We start from the raw sequence: 19,063 nt of genomic DNA on the forward strand, positions 1-19,063 counted from the left end.
AGATTGCACCCATGCTGGGCGCCCACAAAAAAGCCGCCCTCAAAGGGCGGCTTTTTCATTCGCTAAATCCAGACCTTACAACTTCGGCCCAGCAGCCTTGATCGCGTCGCTCACGTCGAACTTCTTGAAGTTCTCAACAAACAACCCAGCCAGTGCTTTAGCAGCTTCATCGTAAGCAGCCTTGTCAGCCCAGGTGTTACGTGGGTTCAACAGGCCAGTCTCAACGCCCGGTACGGCCAGTGGCACGTCCAGGTTGATGGTGTCCAGGTGCTCAGTCTCAGCACCGATCAACGCGCCGCTCTGGATCGCTGCGATCACGCCACGAGTGGTCGGGATGTTGAAGCGTTTGCCGACGCCGTAGCCGCCGCCGGTCCAGCCGGTGTTGACCAGGTAGACCTTGGAGCCGAAGCCGCGGATGCGTTTGATCAGCAGTTCTGCGTATTCGCCAGCCGGGCGCGGGAAGAATGGTGCGCCGAAGCAGGTGGAGAAGGTCGATTTGATGCCGCTGCCGGAACCCATTTCGGTCGAGCCCACCAGAGCGGTGTAGCCGGACAGGAAGTGGTAGGCCGCTTGTTCTTCGCTGAGGATCGAGACTGGCGGCAGAACGCCGGTCAGGTCGCAGGTCAGGAAGATCACAGCGTTTGGCTCGCCACCGAGGTTTTTCTCGGAACGCTTCTCGACGTGCTCCAGCGGGTAGGCGGCGCGGCTGTTCTGGGTCAGGCTGCCGTCGGCGTAGTCAGCCTTCTTGGCGTCGTCCAGCACCACGTTTTCCAGGACTGCGCCGTGCTTGATGGCTTTCCAGATGACGGGTTCGTTCTTCTCGGACAGGTCGATGCACTTGGCATAGCAACCGCCTTCGATGTTGAACACCACGCCTTCGCCCCAACCGTGTTCGTCGTCACCGATCAGGTAACGGCTTTCGTCGGCGGACAGGGTGGTCTTGCCGGTACCGGACAAACCGAAGAACAGGGTTACGTCGCCCGCTTCACCGATGTTGGCAGCGCAGTGCATTGGCAGCACGTCAGCGGCCGGCAGCAGGAAGTTCTGCACCGAGAACATGGCTTTCTTCATTTCACCGGCGTAGCGCATGCCGGCGATCAGCACTTTCTTCTGGGCGAAGTTGAGGATCACGCAACCGTCGGAGTTGGTGCCGTCACGCTCTGGCACGCATTCGAAGTTGGCAACGTTGAGGACTTGCCACTCGTCACGACCAGCCGGGTTGTACTGGGCCGGGTTGATGAACAGGCAACGACCGAACAGGTTCTGCCAGGCAGTCTGGGTGGTCATCTTCACGGCCAGGTAGTGCTCTTCGGCAGCACCTACGTGCACGTGGGAAACGAAATGCTCTTGCGCGTTGTTGAAGGCCTCGACGCGAGCCCACAGGGCATCGAACTTGTCGGCCGGGAACTTGCGGTTGATCGGGCCCCAGGCGATGGCGTCCTGGGTGGTCGGCTCTTCAACGATGAAACGATCGACTGGCGAACGGCCGGTACGGTGACCGGTGCGAACAACCAGCGCGCCGGTATCGGCAAGCTCGCCTTCACCGCGATTCAGGGCTTCTTTAACCAGATCATCAACACTCAGATCGGTGTACACGGCGTTATTGGCTTGCGTCATGAGGTTCCCCGTCGGCCAGTGGCCGAGTGCTCCAAACGTTTTGTAGTAGAAAGTCGTGCACTACTACCGCGAAAAAAGTGGGCCGGATTATGCCAGAAAAGCCCAAAAAGTGTAGGGCCCTCCCGTCAGAACGGCGTTATTCCGGCGTTAAGCAGTGAATTTACCTGCACTGAAACGTTTTAGTGACGGGTATCTGACGGCGTATCGACCCCTGCACCAGCAAACAATTGGGTGATATCGGCTGCGTCGAACAGGTAACGTTCGTTACAAAACTGACAATCGATCTCGATGCGGCCGCCATGTTCGACGACCAGCTTCTGAGCATCTTCCAGACCCAAACTGACCAGCGCATTGCCCGAGCGTTCCCGGGAGCAACTGCAATGGAAGCGTAGTTTCTGCACATCGAACAGGCGCACCTGCTCTTCATGGTAGAGGCGATGGAGCACGGTTTCGTTGTCCAGGCTCAGCAATTCATCGGCGGTCAGAGTACCGCCCAGCGTGGTGATGTGCTGCCAGCTGGCGGCGCGTTCTTCTTCGTCTTTCAGACGGTCGGCAGGCAATTGCTGCAGCAACAGACCACGGGCACGACGGCCATCGGCGTAGAGCCAAAAGCGGGTATTGGTTTGTTGGGACATGACGAAGTAATTGGTGAAGCACTCCGACAGGGTCGCGCCGTCGAGGTCGACGATGCCTTGGTAGCGTTGGCCCTGAGTCGGGTCGACGGTCAGCGCCAGCACGCCATTGGGCATCAAGTCGGCGAGGGTCGCGTCGGGGGCGATCTGGTCGGCTTCGTAACGAGCCAGGCCACGGATTTCGCGCTCGCTGGAGCACTCGATCATCAGCAACGGCACCGGGCCTTCGGAGCGGGCCTGCAGAATCAGCAAGCCATCGAACTTCAAGGTGCCAACCAGCAACGCTGCCGCTGCCATCAACTCGCCCAGCAGTTGTGCGACCGGCTCCGGATAGGCGTGTTTGGCGAGGACTTCGGCATAGCTACGCTCCAACCCAACCAGCTCGCCGCGGGTGTCGCTGTCATCGAAGATGAAGCGTTGGGTGTAGTCGTTATCCGATAGATTGGTCATAGGTCTGGGTATCTGAAAGGGTGACAAAAAAGAAAAATCGCGTCGTTTCCGCATTTTTGGGTGGGTAAAGTTCAGCCGTAAGGGCATTTTATGAACAATCCGGGGTTGTTCCAAGCAAGGTCAAACCTCGGTTTTCGACGAACGGTATTTTCATTTTGCCGCTGTCGAGTACACCCATATGGCTGCACAGGTGCGCGATTGCAAGTCTGTGCCCGACGGCGATCACTACTCGTCGTTGCTGTTACCGCGAAACTTGAACAGATCCCGGCGCTGCTTCTTGCTCGGTTTGCCATCGGTGCTCACGCCCAACGCCCCGGCCTTGCGCATGGCCGCAGCCGCTTCACGTTTGGCGATGCTGGCTTCGGTTTCGGCATACAGGGCCTGAGCCTCCGGCGCGCCACGACGCACGATCGACAGCGCCTGGACCACCACCGTGCGTTCCTCGAAGCCGGTGCGAATCTGAAACTCATCGCCGACCCTCGGCTCCTTGCCTGGCTTGCAGCGCTCGCCCCGGCAATGCACCTTGCCACTCTCAATCGCGGCCTTGGCCAAGGCACGTGTTTTATAAAAACGCGCGGCCCACAACCATTTATCGAGACGGACCTTGTCGTCCTCTTCGCTTTTTTGTGCCATTGGATGACCTCATTCTGAAATATCGATGAACTGTACTACCGTTTCTGTCGTGCCATGAATCACCACGCTGTGGATTAGAATGCAGGCATTCCCCCGCACATTGAGGGATGGAAATTCGGGCCGTAGATATCTGTCGCCTTTTACCCATTATTCTGCGTGAATACCGCGAATTCGGCCGCACGCGGTCTGAGCGGTTTTTGCCGGTTGAGCACTTTTGAAGACATTTGACCATTTGACCGTTATCGGTCTGCGCGAGTGGGTGGCGCTCCCGGATTTGGGAGTCGCTGGCCTTCGGGCAAAAATCGACACCGGCGCCAGCACCTCCAGCCTGCATGCCACCGACATCGAGCCGTTCGAGCGCGACGGGGAACAGTGGGTGCGCTTCACTGCGCACCTGGGCACGGTGGTGCAACTGCGGCACCGGCGCTGTGAAGCCCCGCTGGTAACGAGGAAAACCATTAAAAGCTCCAATGGCCATGCGCAGATGCGCTATGTGGTCAGCACCACCCTGGCCCTCGGTGATCGGGTCTGGCGGGTCGAGTTCACCCTTGCCTGCCGCAAGTCCATGCGTTATCGCCTGTTACTCGGTTCCAAAGCCCTGATCGACGGCCAGTTGGTGGTCAATCCGGGCATCAAATATGTACAAGACAAGCCGGTGTTCCCGGTATCTACCTTCTCCACAGGTGTTGCATGAAGATCGCTGTGCTGTCGCGGAACCCGCGTCTGTATTCCACCCGTCGTCTGGTCGAAGCCGGTATAGAGCGTGGCCATGAAATGGTGGTGATCGATACCCTGCGCGCCTACATGAACATTGCCAGCCACAAGCCGCAGATCCACTACCGTGGCAAACCGCTGGAGGGTTTCGATGCAGTGATTCCGCGGATCGGTGCATCGGTGACGTTTTACGGCTGCGCGGTGCTGCGCCAGTTCGAAATGATGGGGGTGTTTCCGCTCAACGAATCGGTAGCCATTGCCCGTTCGCGAGACAAACTGCGGTCGCTGCAATTGCTGTCGCGCCGGGGGATCGGTTTGCCAGTCACCGGCTTTGCCCACTCCCCGGATGACATTCCCGACCTGATCGAGATGGTCAACGGCGCACCGCTGGTGATCAAGGTGCTGGAAGGCACTCAGGGCATCGGTGTGGTGCTGTGTGAAACGGCCACGGCGGCGGAATCGGTGATCGAGGCTTTCATGGGCCTGAAGCAAAACATCATGGTTCAGGAATACATCAAGGAAGCCGGCGGCGCGGACATTCGTTGTTTCGTGGTTGGCGACAAGGTGATCGCGGCGATGAAGCGCCAGGCCAAGCCGGGGGAGTTTCGCTCCAACCTGCATCGCGGTGGCAGTGCGAGCCTGATCAAGATCACACCGGAAGAACGCATGACCGCGTTGCGAGCGGCGAAGGTCATGGGGTTGGCGGTGGCGGGGGTGGATATCCTGCGCTCCAATCATGGCCCGCTGGTGATGGAAGTGAACTCGTCGCCGGGGCTTGAAGGGATTGAAACCACCACCGGGAAAAATGTGGCGGGGATCATTATTGAGCATCTGGAGAAGAATGGCGGGCCGAATATGACGCGGACCAAAGGTAAAGGCTGAAGCTGACTCGGTGATCGTTCCCACGCTCTGCGTGGGAATGCAGCCCGGGACGCTCCGCGTCCCCTCCAGAGCCGAACGCGGAGCGTCCGAAGAGGCATTCCCACGCAGAGCGTGGGAACGATCGGGTTAGACGGCATCCCTCGGCAACATCAACCCAAGCGGCAACCGCACCCGCGCTTCCAGCCCACCACCGGAGCGGTTGCGCAGCTCGACATTCCCGCCATGCATCGAAGCGATCCGCTTCACGATCGCCAACCCCAACCCGGTCCCCTTACCGCCCCGGGCCCGATCGCCACGGGTGAACGGGTTGAAGATCGCCTCCAGCTCCGACGGGTCGATTCCCGCGCCACGGTCCATGACGCTCAATACCACATACGGCGCACTGGAATCTCCGGACACATAAGCCGCCACTTCAACGCCGCTGCCGGCGTGATGCAAGGCATTGCCGATGAGGTTGTTCAGCAACCGTTTCATCGACACCCGCCGTAGCGGGAACGGCTGGATCGGTTCGAGGCGCAAGCGCACTCTCTCTTCGTTCTGGTTATATGGCGCGGCAACTTCGCGAACCAGATCGCTCAGGTCCACTTCTTCCACCGACTCATCACGTCCGTCACGAATGAAGGCCAGGAACTGATCCAGAATCGCGTCCATGTCTTCGATGTCGCGGATCATGTCGTCTGTCAGGTCACTGTGGGCACCCATCAGTTCCAGGGACAGCCGCAAACGGGTCAGGGGCGTGCGCAGGTCGTGGGAGACCCCGGCCAGCATCAGTTCTCGCTCGCGGCCGGCTTGTTCGACGTCTTCAGCCATTTGGTTGAAGGCGCGATAAACCTCGGTCATTTCGCTCGGTGTATCGCTGATCGGCAGGCGCACGCTGCGGCCCTGACCCAGTTGCCTCGCGGCATAGACCAGGCGTTTTAGCGGTTGATTGAGCTGGCTGACGAAAATCCACGCCGAGGCGGTGGACAGCAGGCCGATGGCGAGGAACCAGCCGAGCACATTCCAGATTTTCTGGCCGCGCAATGGGTGCGGATACAACGGCACTTTCAGCCAGCCATCGCCCAGGCTGGGTGCCCGCACCCACAGCGCCGGCGGTGAGTGCATGCGTAATCGCACTTCGGTGTCGGCGCCCAGTTCATCCTGCATCTGGCGCTGGTAGATCTCGCTGTAAGGCCAGTGTTGTTCGCCTTCCGGCACACCGGCACCCACCACCCGAATCAGGGTCGCGGCATCGGCGATCTTGGTGCGATTTTCTTCGTCGGCGGCCCAATAGGCACGCAGCGTCAGGGCGACGCCGTGGCTGTATTGGCGATCCACCAGCACATCTTCGTTCATCAACAGATAAACCAGGGTCAGCGCCTTGGAGAACAGGACGACGATCAGCACCAGCCACAGGGTGCGGGAGAAGAAGCTCTGGGGGAACCAAACAGGGGTTTTCATGAGTAACCGCTACACACTTGCAGGAGCGAGCATGCTCGCATATTGCGGATCACGGGTCTGCGGGAAAGGTCATCTGACCCCTTGCCCGCAAGACCCGCTCCTACAAATCACCGATCACTTCGTGGCGGCGCCATCCGGAACGAACACGTAACCCACGCCCCAGACAGTCTGGATGTAGCGTGGTTTGGACGGATCGGGTTCGATCATCCGGCGCAGACGGGAAATCTGCACGTCGATGGAACGCTCCAGGGCATCCCACTCGCGGCCACGGGCCAGGTTCATCAGTTTGTCGCGGGTCAGTGGCTGACGCGCGTTCATGACCAACGCCTTGAGCACCGCAAACTCACCGGTGGTGAGCATGTGCACTTCGTCGCCGCGCTTGAGTTCGCGGGTGGCCAGGGACAATTCGTAGTCACCGAAGGTCACGCTTTCGTCTTCGCTGCCCGGGGCGCCCGGCACCGGTGCCGCCTGACGACGCAGAACCGCTTTGACCCGAGCCATCAGCTCGTCCGGGTTGAACGGCTTGGCCAGGTAATCGTCGGCGCCCAGTTCCAGTCCCTTGATGCGGCTAAGCTCATCGCCCTTGGCGGTCAGCATGATGATCGGAATCTGATTGTTCGCCGTGCGCAGGCGGCGGCAAGCGGTCAGGCCGTCTTCGCCGGGCAGCATCAGGTCGAGGACGACCAGGTTGAACACTTCACGCGCCAGCAGGCGGTCCATTTGTTCCGTGTTCGGGACGGCGCGGGCACGGTAGCCCTTGCTGACGAAAAAGCGCTCCAGCAGGCTGCTCAGCCCGGGATCGTCGTCAACAATAAGAATTTTTTCGCCTTCAGCAATGTTTGCAGTGCTGCTCATTGGATGCTCCTTTGATCTCGGCGCGCATTATGGCGTAGCTGCCGTTATACGCACCGTGTGCATTGTTAGCAGATTTTTCCTTCACCGCCAGAAAACCGGGCATTGTGCCTACAGCCCGCGATGCCCCCGAATGGACAGAACGCTGGTTATAATGCGCGGCCTTTTGTGTCAGGCAACGTCTGATCGTTACTGTAAGCAGCCGCTTTTTTTTTCATGGCGCGGGCAGTAATTGTTCGATTTCACGGGTCAACGGGAAGCCTGTTGACCCAGGTAGCGGCGCACGCCAGGCCGCTCAACCAGACTCGCCGAGCCCTTATCTCTGCGCCTGCGAGCCTGCTTTCACAATTTGTCAGGTGGTTTTATGGACAGCATCAACAGCCGCATCGCCGAGGAACTCGGTGTACGCCCACAACAGGTCGAAGCGGCCGTCGCGCTACTCGATGAAGGGTCTACCGTTCCCTTCATCGCCCGCTACCGGAAAGAAGTGACCGGCAGCCTCGATGACATCCAGTTGCGTCATCTGGAAGAGCGTCTGCGCTACCTGCGAGAACTCGACGAACGGCGGATCAGCATCCTCGCCAGCATTCAAGAGCAGGGCAAACTGACCCCGCAACTCGAACGCGACATCAAACTCGCCGACACCAAGACCCGTCTCGAAGACTTGTACCTGCCGTACAAGCAGAAGCGCCGCACCAAGGGCCAGATCGCCCTGGAAGCCGGCCTCGGCGAACTGGCCGACGGCCTGTTCAACGACCCGACCCTGAACCCTGAAGCCGAAGCCGCGCGTTTCATCGACGCCGAAAAAGGCGTGGCCGATGTGAAAGCCGCCCTTGAAGGCGCCAAGTACATCCTCATGGAGCGCTTCGCCGAAGACGCTGGCCTGCTGGACAAATTGCGCAACTATCTCAAGCAGGAAGCCACCCTCAGTGCCCGCGTGATTGCTGGCAAGGAAGAGGAAGGTGCCAAGTTCCGCGACTATTTCGAACACGACGAACCGCTGAAAAGCATGCCATCGCACCGCGCGCTGGCGATTTTCCGTGGCCGCAACGAAGGCATTCTCAGTTCCGCGCTGAAAGTCGGCGATGAACTGCCGGGCACCATGCACCCGTGCGAAGGCATGATCGGCCAGCAATTCGGCATCCAGAACCTGAACCGTGCCGCCGACAAATGGCTGGGCGAAGTGGTGCGCTGGACCTGGAAGGTCAAGCTCTACACCCACCTGGAAACCGACCTGCTGGGTGAGTTGCGCGACGGCGCAGAAACCGAAGCAATCAATGTGTTCGCACACAACCTGCACGACTTGCTGCTGTCGGCCCCGGCCGGCCCGCGCGCCACCCTGGGCCTCGACCCGGGCCTGCGCACCGGCTGCAAGGTCGCCGTGGTCGATGCCACCGGCAAGCTGCTGGATCACGCCACGGTTTACCCGCACGTGCCGCACAACAAGTGGGACCAGACCCTCGCCGTGCTCGCCGCCCTGTGCGCCAAGCATTCGGTGGACCTGATCGCCATCGGCAACGGCACCGCCAGCCGTGAAACCGACAAGCTCGCCGCTGAGCTGATCAAAAAATACCCAGCCATGAAGATGACCAAAGTCATGGTCTCCGAGGCCGGCGCATCGGTTTACTCGGCGTCGGAACTGGCTTCCAAGGAATTCCCGGACCTCGACGTGTCGATCCGTGGCGCGGTGTCGATTGCCCGTCGCCTGCAGGATCCGCTGGCCGAACTGGTGAAGATCGATCCGAAATCCATCGGCGTTGGCCAGTACCAGCACGACGTGTCGCAGCTGAAACTGGCGCGCGGCCTGGACGCGGTGGTCGAGGACTGCGTGAACGCCGTGGGCGTCGACGTCAACACCGCTTCCGTGGCGCTGCTGGCGCGCATCTCCGGCCTCAACGCGACCCTGGCGCAGAACATCGTCAGCCACCGCGACGAGCACGGCGCCTTCAAAACCCGTGCGGCGTTGAAGAAAGTCGCGCGTCTGGGTGAAAAAACCTTTGAACAGGCTGCAGGCTTCCTGCGCGTAATGAACGGCGACAACCCGCTGGATTCGTCCGCGGTCCACCCGGAAGCCTATCCGCTGGTGCAGCGCATTGCCGCTGAAACCGATCGCGACATTCGCTCGCTGATCGGCGACGCGAGCTTCCTCAAACGTCTCGATCCGAAGAAGTACACCGACGAAACGTTCGGCTTGCCGACGGTCACCGACATCCTGCAAGAGCTGGAAAAACCCGGTCGCGACCCGCGTCCCGAGTTCAAGACTGCCGAGTTCCAGGAAGGCGTCGAAGACCTCAAGGACTTGCAACTGGGGATGATCCTCGAAGGCGTGGTCACCAACGTGACCAACTTCGGCGCCTTCGTCGACATCGGCGTGCATCAGGACGGTTTGGTACATATCTCCGCGCTGTCGGAGAAGTTCATCAAGGATCCGCGCGAAGCGGTGAAGGCCGGTGATGTGGTCAAGGTGAAGGTCATGGAAGTCGACATCCCGCGCAAACGCGTTGGCCTGTCGATGCGTATGAGCGACACCCCGGGCGAGAAAATCGACGGTGCCCGTGGCGCGCGTCCGGGGTCGGCACCACGCCAATCCCAGAACACCGCACCGCGCAAGGAAACCACGGCAGCAGCCCCGGCCAACAACGCCATGGCCTCGCTGTTCGCTAACGCCAAACAGTTGAAAAAACGCTGATGGAAATCCCGGCCGGCTTGACCGAAAGCGCGTTTTTCAAGCTGCTGGGGTGTCGCTTGCACAGTCTGGAAACCGGGGTGGCGCAAGTCGCCCTGGTGCTTGCGCCAGAACTGCGCAATCGCGGCGGCAAACTGCACGGCGGCGCTTTGTTCAGTCTGGTAGACATTGCCATGGGGCTGGCCTGTTCCAGCACCCACGGCTTTGACCAGCAGAGCGCAACCATCGAGTGCAAGATCAACTACATCCGCGCCGTCGCCGACGGTGAAGTGATGTGCACGGCACGGGTGATCCATCCGGGCCGCCGCACGCTGGTGGTCGAAGCCGACGTGATGCAAGGCGACAAACTGGTCGCAAAAGCACAAGGCACGTTCGCTGTCCTGTAGCCCCCAATCATCAATTTGAGTTAATTTCGGCGCTGTGACTGCAGCGTCGGAGTTTTCTGTGGGAGCGCCTGTGGCGAGGGGGCTTGCCCCCGTTTGAGTGCGTAGCACTCACAAGATCCTGGAACATCAGAGATTTTGGGGCTGCTTCGCAGCCCAACGGGGGCAAGCCCCCTCGCCACAGCCCGCTCCCACAGGGAATTGCGGTGATCAATCCTTAATTGGCTGGCATCTGTTCTGTGCGGCTCAAGAACCAGGCGAAAACGCCAGTTTTAACTTCACCCTTGTAGACCGTCTTGCCCACCCCCATATTGGGGCGACTGACGCGTGAAGGAATCCAACTTGAGCGAACTTCTCAACCGCCGCCTGGCTCTGCTCGGCGAGCGCGCTAACCTCTCTCTGCTCGAACAGTGCCTTCACGGCATCGAACGTGAATGCCTGCGCGTAACCAGCGAAGGTCGCCTGGCGCAAACGCCGCACCCGGAAGAATTGGGTTCCGCGCTGACCAACGAACAAATCACCACCGACTATTCCGAGTCGCTGCTGGAATTCATCACGCCGGCCCTGCCAGACCCGGTGGATACCCTGGCGAGCCTCGATAAGATCCATCGGTTTGCCTACAGCAAGCTCGGCAACGAGTACCTGTGGAGTCCATCGATGCCGTGCCCGTTGCCGGCCGAGGAAGACATCCCGATCGCTTATTACGGCACTTCCAACATCGGGCAGCTCAAGTACGTCTATCGCAAGGGCCTGGCTCTGCGTTACGGCAAGACCATGCAGTGCATCGCCGGGATCCACTACAATTTTTCCCTGCCGGAAAAGCTCTGGCCCCTGCTCAAAGAGGCTGAAGGCTTTGACGGCACCGACCGCGACTATCAGTCGTCGGCCTACATCGCGCTGATCCGCAACTTCCGTCGCTATAGCTGGCTGCTGATGTACCTGTTCGGTGCCTCGCCTGCCCTGGACGCCGGTTTCCTGCGCGGTCGCTCGCATCAGTTGGAACAGCTGGACCCGGACACGTTGTACCTGCCGTACGCCACCAGCCTGCGCATGAGCGATCTGGGTTACCAGAGCAACGCCCAGGCCGGTTTGACGCCGTGCTACAACGATCTGACCAGCTACACCGACAGCCTGCGCAAAGCGGTGGCCACGCCTTACCCGTCGTACGTCGAGATCGGTACGCACCAGGACGGTGAGTGGGTTCAGCTCAACACCAACATCCTGCAGATCGAAAACGAGTACTACTCCAACATCCGCCCGAAACGCGTGACCTACACCGGCGAACGGCCGATTCAGGCGCTGGTGGCCCGTGGCATTCAGTACGTCGAAGTGCGCTGCCTGGACATCAACCCGTTCCTGCCGATGGGCATCGACCTCACCGAGTCGCGGTTCCTTGATGCGTTCCTGCTGTACTGCGCGCTGAACGACAGCCCGCTGCTGACCAGTACCTCGTGCGGCAACGCGACCTCGAACTTCCTCAGCGTGGTCAAGGAAGGTCGTCGTCCAGGCCTGCAATTGCAACGCGACGGGCTCCCGGTAGACCTCAAGGAATGGGCCGGCGAATTGCTGGAAAAGATTGCGCCATTAGCGGCATTACTGGATCAGAGCCATGGCGGCGATGCTCACAGCAAGGCACTGGACGCACAGCTGGCCAAGGTCAAGGACTCGTCCCTGACGCCATCGGCTCAGGTGTTGGCGGCGATGGCCGAGCACAAGGAAAGTTTTGCTCAGTTCTCCTTGCGTCAGAGCCAGGCGCACGCAGAGTTTTTCCGCAGCGAGCCGCTTTCAAGCGCAGAACAGACTAGATTTGAAGAGTTGGCACGTTCGTCGCTGGCTCAGCAGGTGGAGCTGGAACAGAACGAAGTTGGCGATTTCGATGTGTTTGTCGGGTCGTATCAGGCGAGTATTCTGGCGATCAGCAACTAAACTCTGAAGGTCCTTCGGACCTTTTCGCGGGCAAGCCTCGCTCCTACAGGTTTTATGATCGTTCCCACGCTCTGCGTGGTAATGCCTCAAGGGACGCTCCGCGTCCAGGTGACGCGGAGCGTCACCGGCTGCATTCCCACGCGGAGCGTGGGAACGATCGATAAACAACTATGCTCCCTTAGAATTTTCCGCTCATAAGGTAATTCGAAAAAGTTATTTATTTTCGGATTCTTATATCATTTAGTCTCCTTTTCACGCCGACTCTCGGTCGCCTGACAAGGAGCTTTCCCGATGAAACTGACTTCTCCTCTTCGCCTTCTGGCCGCCGCGTTTCTGGCTTCGGCGAGTTTCCTGGCTCAGGCGGCAGATGTGACCGTCGCCTACCAGACCACCGTTGACCCGGCCAAAGTCGCCCAAGCCGACGGCACCTACGAAAAAGCCGCCAAAGCCGACATCGACTGGCGCAAATTCGATAACGGCGCCGACATTATTGCCGCCATCGCTTCCGGCGATGTGCAAATCGGCTACCTCGGTTCCAGCCCCCTGACGGCGGCAATCACCCGCAAAGTCCCGGTGGAAACTTTCCTCATTGCCACTCAGATAGGCGCTGCCGAAGCGCTGGTTGCGCGAGACGGTTCCGGGATCAAGACCCCGCAAGACCTGATCGGCAAGAAAATCGCCGTACCGTTCGTTTCCACCGGCCACTACAGCCTGCTGGCCGCGCTGAAACACTGGAACATCGACCCATCGAAAGTCACCGTGCTCAACCTCGCGCCGCCAGCGATCATTGCTGCGTGGAAACGCGGTGATATCGACGCCACCTACGTCTGGGACCCTGCCCTCGGCGTGGCCAAGGAGAACGGCAAAGTGCTGATCACCTCGGGCGAGTTGGCCAAGTTCGGCGCACCGACTTTCGATGCCTGGATCGTGCGTAAGGATTTCGCCGCGAAGCACCCGGAAATCGTCACCGCGTTCGCCAAAGTGACTCTCGATGCCTACGCCGACTACCGCAAAGACCCAAAAGCCTGGCTCGCCAACCAAAGCAATGTCGACAAACTGGTGAAGCTCTCCGGTGCCAAGGCCAGCGACATTCCATTGCTGCTGCAAGGCAACGTGTTCCCGCTCGCGGCTGATCAGGTGATCACCCTCGGCGCGCCGACTACCAAGGCCATCACCGACACCGCAGTGTTCCTCAAGGAACAGGGCAAGGTCGAGGCCGTGCTGCCGGACTACGCGCCGTACGTCAGCGCCAAATACATCACCAACTGATCGGGAGTTAACCGCAATGGCTTTGCTACAGCTGGAGCGTATCTGCGCACAGTATCCCGGCGCAGCGGAACCTGTGCTGGCGGATATTTCCCTGAGCCTGGGGCCCCGGCAGTTGCTGGTTGCCCTCGGCCCGTCCGGCAGTGGCAAGACCTCGCTGTTGAACCTGATTGCCGGTTTTGTCGAACCCAGTTCCGGGCGCATCACCCTTGACGGTGTGCCGGTCAAAGGCCCGAGCGCCGAGCGTGGCGTGGTGTTCCAGGACGACGCCCTGCTGCCTTGGCAGGACGTGCTGGCCAACGTCGGTTTCGGTCTGGAGCTGGCTGGCGTTGCCAGGGACAAACGCGAAATTCGCGCCCGGGAAATGCTCGCGCTGGTGGACCTTTGCGGTTTCGAACACCGCCGAATCTGGCAACTCTCGGGCGGGCAGAAACAACGTGTCGGCCTCGCTCGCGCCCTCGCCGCAGACCCTCGGGTTTTGCTCATGGATGAGCCCTTCGGTGCGCTCGATGCCTTCACCCGCGAACAGATGCAGGAGCTGTTGCTGCAAGTCTGGCAGCGCACCGCCAAACCGGTGTTCCTGATTACCCACGACATTGAAGAAGCGGTATTCCTCGCCACGGATCTGATTCTGCTGGCGCCTGATCCTGGGCAAATCGTCGAGCGCCTGAACCTGGATTTCGGTCAGCGTTATGCCGCCGGTGAGTCGGCACGCTCGATCAAGTCCGACCCGCGCTTTATCGAAACCCGCGAACACGTGCTCGCCAAAGTGTTCTCCCAACGCAGTGCCGTCCAGCGACAGGAGCGCGCATGAGCACCTATGAAATTCCCGCCGCGACGGTGAAGTCGAGCTCGACGGTCATTGCGCTGCGTCGCAGTTTGAACACACGCTGGATCAGCGTACTAACGCTGGTCGCTCTCGTTGCCATTTGGTGGGCCGTCACGGCCACAGGTTTGATCGAACCGCTGTTCCTGCCGCCGCCGTCCGCCGTGCTGCAAAAAGGCTGGCTGCTGGTAACCACCGGCTACATGGATTCGACCTTGTGGCAGCATTTGGGCGCAAGCCTCAGCCGTATTGGCCTGGGCCTGGGCTTCGCCGTGCTGACCGCCGTGCCGGTGGGCATCGCCATCGGCCACAATCGCATCGCTCGCGGCATTCTTGATCCGCTGATCGAGTTCTATCGCCCGATTCCGCCGCTGGCTTATCTGCCGCTGATCGTGATCTGGTGCGGTATCGGTGAGTTGTCGAAAGTGTTGCTGATCTACCTGGCGATCTTCGCGCCGATCGCGATAGCCACCGCCACTGGCGTACGCACCGTCGACCCGGCGAAATTGCGCGCCGCACAGTCGCTGGGTGCGACTCGGGCGCAGTTGATTCGGCATGTGATTCTGCCCAGTGCCTTGCCGGACATTTTGACCGGCGTGCGGATTGGTCTGGGTGTGGGTTGGTCGACATTGGTGGCCGCCGAGTTGATCGCCGCCACCAGTGGTTTGGGCTTCATGGTGCAATCGGCCGCGCAATTCCTGGTCACCGATGTGGTGGTGCTGGGGATTCTGGTGATCGCGCTGATCGCTTTCGCCATGGAAATGGGCCTGCGTGCCCTGCAACGCAAACTCGTGCCATGGCATGGCCAGGCTCACTGAGTATTCAATGTGGGAGGGTCTATGGCGAGGGGCAAGCCCTGGGGTGGAGCCGACCACAATCCCGCGTAGGAGCTGCCGCAGGCTGCGATCTTTTGATCTTGAAAGAGCAAGATCAAAAGATCGCAGCCTGCGGCAGCTCCTACATAAGGCGATCGGCGTCGCTTTAATTGAACGCGATGTAGAAGTAGCCCAGCTGTGGATCCCGCCCCATCGGGGGGACCCTCGACACGAAAATGTCTTTCACCCGGCCCAGTTCCGGCAATTCCATCACACACAAGCCATCGACAAAGTCAGTGGGTTGCAGGCTATTGAACTCGACGCTGAACGGCATGCGCTCGCTGTTTGGCAGCTGTGAGCGGGGCGTTTCTGCAAGGGTGTCGATATGGATCGGCAGTTCACTGCCATCGGGCAGCCGCAGCGTCCCCGTCTTGCCCAGCAGTGCCTGAAAGTGTTGGCTTTGAACCTGTTGCAGCATGGCATCACTCCATCAGCAAAAGTGGCCGGGGGATTGGCATCCCCCGGCCAGACCCTCAGTTGCGCGAAGGGAAAAGACCGTTCAGGGCGATGCTGAAGTTGAGCACCAGGAACGGGTTCATCACCTCCATGGGCAAGCCGTTGCCGGCGGACGAGATTTCCCCTGTTACCGTAGTGGCCACGCCCTTGAGCGGTACGGCCGCAGCACCTTGCTGATCGGAGTAAATACTCGCCGAACCGGGACCGCCGCCCGAGGCACCAATGAACGAGTTGGTTGCGGTCGGGTTGGTGACCGGGTTGCTCGCCGGGCTGGCCAGTTGCAGGGTGGTGGTGGCCGTGAGTCCGGACAAGGCGTGGGTGTGGTTGGGCAGGTTAGTGATGGTCGCGGTGACGTTTTCGGTCCCGGAGGCTTCGCCGATGACGCGCGGGGTCAGGCCCAAGCCGTTGCCCATGGCGACTGGCATGCGACCTTGCAGGTTGGGCAGCATGAAATTGGTGGTGCCATTGCCTCCGTAGTAGGTTCCCAGCAGTGCGAAAACCGTGTTGTATTGCGCGATGCTCAGCGTCTGGCCGTTGCACAGGGCCCAGCCGTTGGGCGCGAAGTTAAAGGCGAAAGACTGAATAGTGCCGATGAATACTTCCATGGTTCCTCATCCCTCAGGTTAGTGTCTGATACGTCACGTTGCAGGCCCGGTTAACCGGGCAGTTCGCGCTGATCAGCCGACTCCTTTCATCTCCGTGGCTGGGTCACGCCACGCCAAAGCGTAGACGCTGATCTGAATGATTGCCGGACGTCGTCCGTCGCAAGGCCAGCATCGACGTCGGGCTCGCGCCTGTCCTACAGTGCTGGGGAAGCTTCGGTTTTCACATGGCCGTTGCAAGGGGAGGTAATGGAGGCGCGCAGAGAAACACCGCTGGGCGATACTCAGGACCCGCATGCGATGCCGGGGTTGTGGGCGGCTGTCCGTCGCTTGCTGCGATGGGCGCGGGAGCACTGGCTGTTGTCGATCCTGGTATTGGCCGCGCTGGCGCGTTTTTACGACCTGACAGCGGCGGCGATCTGGGGCGACGAAGGGTCTAGCTTGTTGCTGAGCCAGTATTCCCTGGCCGGGATCTGGGAACATGCGGCTCATGATGTGCATCCACCCCTGTATTTCATGCTTCTGCACGGCTGGATCGGCCTGTTCGGCGACGGCATTTTTTCGATTCGCTGCCTGAGTGCGCTGCCGGGGATTGCCACGGTGGGGCTCGGCGTCTGGCTGGTGGACCTGCTCGCGACCCGCCGCGCCGCGTTGCTGGGCGGAGTCCTGCTGGCGCTGCTGCCCACGGCGGTGCGTTACAGCCAGGAAGTGCGGATGTATTCGCTGCTGGGCCTGTGGCTGATCGGCGCCACGATCGCCTTGATGTATTGGATCAGGCGGCCGCAACGCACGCGCTATCTGGTGATGTACACCCTGCTGATGAGTGCCGCGTTCTACACCCATTACTTCACGGCGCTGTGCGTGCTTTGCCACTGGCTGTATCTGGGACTGATCCGCGTGCAGCCAGGGTATCGATTGCGGCACATTCAGCGCTCCGGCTGGTGGCTGGCCAATATGGCGATTGTGGCGTTGTACCTGCCATGGCTGCCCAGTCTGTTCGATCTGGTGCAGCACATGGATCAGCTCAAAGCCAATGGCGATGTGGGGTGGGAGGCGCCCGTCACGCTCGGCTCACTGCCTTCAATGATCTGGTCGTTCCTGATCCAGGACGATGGCGAGAACCTGCCCACACTGATTTTTATTGCGTTGCCACTGGCGCTGCTGGCCCTGGCGGGCGTGGCGCTGGCGCGCGATCGCAGTGTTTTCCGTGGCAGTGCGCTGGCGCTGATCTACACCGTTCTCCCGTTGTTGTTGGTATTTGCGGTGTCGTTCATATCGCCGGTGTTCATCGAGCGTTACCTGACCGCTTATGCCCTGGGCTTGCCGATGCTTGTGGCGCTGGCCATCGATCGTTTGTACGCGGACTTCAAGGTAGTGGCGCTGGCCGTGCTGATGTTGTTTGTCGGCGTCGAGCTGGTGGGGCTGAAGAACAATGCCACGGTGGATACCGACGATCAGATCAGCGTCATGGTCAGCTATGTGAACCAGCACTTCGCTCCCGGCGACCGAATCGTCACCAGCGACATGCTCTGGTACCTGAGTTATGTCTATTACAACCGCACTGATGCCAAACCATTGCTGTACACCCCGCCGTTGGCCAATGGCAGGTCGAGCCGGCCGAACGCTTACGGTTTTGGCACGTTGGTGACCGGTGAGGTCTATCTGGATAGCCTCGGCAGCTTGCCCAAGGGCAATGGTCGCGTCTGGCTGGTCGGTAGCGTCGATGGACCGGACGAGTTCGCCCCTTTGCCCGAGGGCTGGCAACGCATCGGTGAAACCGGGGCGGGAGGCGCCAGGGCACGCTTGTATGTGCTGAACTAAGCCCGTGTTTTCAAGGCTTAATCGATTCATCTTTCAGCCGGTTATATCAATCGTTTTTTCCAGTCGATTTAGCTCCGATTTGATATCAAAGCACCACTAGTCGCAACACCATTCATGGTCTACGCTCGTCACGTGAAAGGACTTATGACGGGTGAATGGATGCAGCACTTTCACTTTATTTCCGGCTTGCCGCGTTCAGGCTCGACCCTGCTTTCTGCCATTCTTTTGCAGAATCCGCGTTTTCATGCCGGTATGACCAGCCCCGTGGGGGCGCTCTTTTCCGGTGTTCTGGAACAGTGCAGCGCCGGCAGCGAATTCGGTGCGGTGATCGACACCGACCTGCGTCGCCGTCTGTTGCGCGGCCTGTTCGATTCTTTCTACGCCGACAAGGCCGACAAACCGGTGGTGTTCGACACGAACCGCCTGTGGAGTTCGCGCCTGCCGGCGATCAGCGATCTGTTCCCTCAAGCCAAAATCATTGCCTGCGTGCGCAATGTCGCTTGGGTCATGGACAGCATCGAGCGCCTGTACCGCGCCAACCCCTTCGAAAACACCAAGCTGTTCGGTGATGCGGTCGAACGCAACACGGTCTATAGCCGTTGCGAAACCTTGGCCCAGCGCAATCGGCTGGTGGGGTTTTCCTGGGCCGCCCTGAAGGAAGCCTATTACGGCGAACACGCCGATTCGTTGCTGATCATCGATTACGACCTGCTGAGCCAGGCGCCTGAGCGGGTGATGCGTCTGGTCTACGATTTCATTGGCGAACCCTGGTTCGAACATGATTTCGACCATTTGGCCTACGACGCACCGGAATTCGACCAGGCCCTCGGCCTCTCGGGGTTGCATAAGGTGAAGGCCAAGGTCCAATTGCAATCCAGGCGAACGATCCTGCCGCCGGACCTGTTCAAGCAGTACGCCGAGTTGTCTTTTTGGCTCGATGGCTCAGCCAGCGCCGCCAATGTCATTCGTATGAAAGCCGACGCCGCGATCAGTTGATCGCGG

Annotated in this window: 17 protein-coding genes; 10 read left to right on the forward strand and 7 right to left on the reverse strand. The window is 60.1% G+C overall.

What is annotated here, in order from left to right:
• Positions 1-75: 75 nt before the first annotated feature.
• The 3 genes from ACZ9IM_RS00185 to ACZ9IM_RS00195 all read right to left on the reverse strand — a co-directional run bounded on the left by ACZ9IM_RS00185 (position 76) and on the right by ACZ9IM_RS00195 (position 3,332).
• A complete protein-coding gene (locus ACZ9IM_RS00185; protein WP_427624170.1) occupies positions 76-1,617 on the reverse strand; it encodes a phosphoenolpyruvate carboxykinase in 1,542 nt (513 codons plus the stop codon).
• A gap of 179 nt (positions 1,618-1,796) precedes the next feature.
• Entirely contained in the window at positions 1,797-2,699 is a 903-nt protein-coding gene (gene hslO, locus ACZ9IM_RS00190; protein WP_007903074.1) for an Hsp33 family molecular chaperone HslO, read from the reverse strand.
• Positions 2,700-2,924: 225 nt separating this feature from the next.
• The gene (locus tag ACZ9IM_RS00195) at positions 2,925-3,332 is read right to left on the reverse strand and encodes an RNA-binding S4 domain-containing protein (RefSeq protein ID WP_007903079.1); all 408 of its coding nucleotides are present in this window, start codon (positions 3,330-3,332) and stop codon (positions 2,925-2,927) included.
• A 214-nt stretch (positions 3,333-3,546) separates the two neighbouring features.
• Between ACZ9IM_RS00195 and rimB the strand changes: the two genes are divergently transcribed.
• Complete coding sequence (gene rimB, locus ACZ9IM_RS00200; protein ID WP_007903080.1) at positions 3,547-4,026, forward strand: retropepsin-like aspartic endopeptidase RimB; 480 nt, start codon at positions 3,547-3,549, stop codon at positions 4,024-4,026.
• Positions 4,023-4,928 carry a 30S ribosomal protein S6--L-glutamate ligase gene (gene rimK, locus ACZ9IM_RS00205; RefSeq protein ID WP_007903081.1) on the forward strand — a complete coding sequence of 302 codons (906 nt, stop codon included), beginning with the start codon at positions 4,023-4,025 and terminating at the stop codon, positions 4,926-4,928. The genes rimB and rimK overlap by 4 nt, the downstream gene beginning before the upstream one ends.
• A gap of 126 nt (positions 4,929-5,054) precedes the next feature.
• Here the strand turns inward: rimK and ACZ9IM_RS00210 are convergent, their stop codons facing one another.
• Positions 5,055-6,368, reverse strand: a complete 1,314-nt coding sequence (locus ACZ9IM_RS00210; RefSeq protein ID WP_063341947.1) for an ATP-binding protein — start codon at positions 6,366-6,368, stop codon at positions 5,055-5,057.
• A gap of 114 nt (positions 6,369-6,482) precedes the next feature.
• Positions 6,483-7,223: an osmolarity response regulator transcription factor OmpR gene (ompR, locus tag ACZ9IM_RS00215; RefSeq protein ID WP_007903084.1), complete on the reverse strand. Its 741-nt coding sequence runs from the start codon at positions 7,221-7,223 to the stop codon at positions 6,483-6,485.
• A 361-nt stretch (positions 7,224-7,584) separates the two neighbouring features.
• Between ompR and ACZ9IM_RS00220 the strand changes: the two genes are divergently transcribed.
• From ACZ9IM_RS00220 to tauC, 6 genes are all read left to right on the forward strand, one after another.
• Positions 7,585-9,909, forward strand: coding sequence for a Tex family protein (locus ACZ9IM_RS00220; protein WP_476223152.1), 2,325 nt, complete (start codon positions 7,585-7,587; stop codon positions 9,907-9,909).
• Positions 9,909-10,292, forward strand: coding sequence for a PaaI family thioesterase (locus ACZ9IM_RS00225; RefSeq protein ID WP_218399306.1), 384 nt, complete (start codon positions 9,909-9,911; stop codon positions 10,290-10,292). Before ACZ9IM_RS00220 ends, ACZ9IM_RS00225 begins: the two co-directional genes overlap by 1 nt.
• Before the next feature lie 339 nt (positions 10,293-10,631).
• Positions 10,632-12,215, forward strand: a complete 1,584-nt coding sequence (gene gshA / locus ACZ9IM_RS00230) for a glutamate--cysteine ligase (protein WP_427624171.1) — start codon at positions 10,632-10,634, stop codon at positions 12,213-12,215.
• A gap of 291 nt (positions 12,216-12,506) precedes the next feature.
• Positions 12,507-13,484 carry a taurine ABC transporter substrate-binding protein gene (gene tauA, locus ACZ9IM_RS00235; RefSeq protein WP_476223153.1) on the forward strand — a complete coding sequence of 326 codons (978 nt, stop codon included), beginning with the start codon at positions 12,507-12,509 and terminating at the stop codon, positions 13,482-13,484.
• A gap of 16 nt (positions 13,485-13,500) precedes the next feature.
• The gene (gene tauB / locus ACZ9IM_RS00240) at positions 13,501-14,295 is read left to right on the forward strand and encodes a taurine ABC transporter ATP-binding subunit (RefSeq protein WP_427624174.1); all 795 of its coding nucleotides are present in this window, start codon (positions 13,501-13,503) and stop codon (positions 14,293-14,295) included.
• Positions 14,292-15,125: a taurine ABC transporter permease TauC gene (gene tauC / locus ACZ9IM_RS00245; RefSeq protein ID WP_427624175.1), complete on the forward strand. Its 834-nt coding sequence runs from the start codon at positions 14,292-14,294 to the stop codon at positions 15,123-15,125. The genes tauB and tauC overlap by 4 nt, the downstream gene beginning before the upstream one ends.
• A 163-nt stretch (positions 15,126-15,288) precedes the next feature.
• On the opposite strand, the gene ACZ9IM_RS00250 is transcribed toward tauC, so the two are convergent.
• A complete protein-coding gene (locus ACZ9IM_RS00250) occupies positions 15,289-15,600 on the reverse strand; it encodes a DUF6916 family protein (protein ID WP_008076576.1) in 312 nt (103 codons plus the stop codon).
• 55 nt (positions 15,601-15,655) lie between these two features.
• Positions 15,656-16,243, reverse strand: coding sequence for a phage tail protein (locus ACZ9IM_RS00255; protein ID WP_427624176.1), 588 nt, complete (start codon positions 16,241-16,243; stop codon positions 15,656-15,658).
• A gap of 246 nt (positions 16,244-16,489) precedes the next feature.
• Between ACZ9IM_RS00255 and ACZ9IM_RS00260 the strand changes: the two genes are divergently transcribed.
• Together ACZ9IM_RS00260 and ACZ9IM_RS00265 are read left to right on the forward strand one after the other, a co-directional pair.
• Positions 16,490-18,061 carry a glycosyltransferase family 39 protein gene (locus tag ACZ9IM_RS00260; RefSeq protein ID WP_008076580.1) on the forward strand — a complete coding sequence of 524 codons (1,572 nt, stop codon included), beginning with the start codon at positions 16,490-16,492 and terminating at the stop codon, positions 18,059-18,061.
• A gap of 159 nt (positions 18,062-18,220) precedes the next feature.
• A complete protein-coding gene (locus ACZ9IM_RS00265) occupies positions 18,221-19,057 on the forward strand; it encodes a sulfotransferase family protein (protein ID WP_038978410.1) in 837 nt (278 codons plus the stop codon).
• The last annotated feature ends 6 nt before the right edge of the window (positions 19,058-19,063 follow it).

It is taken from the genome of Pseudomonas sp. TE12508, assembly GCF_056279485.1.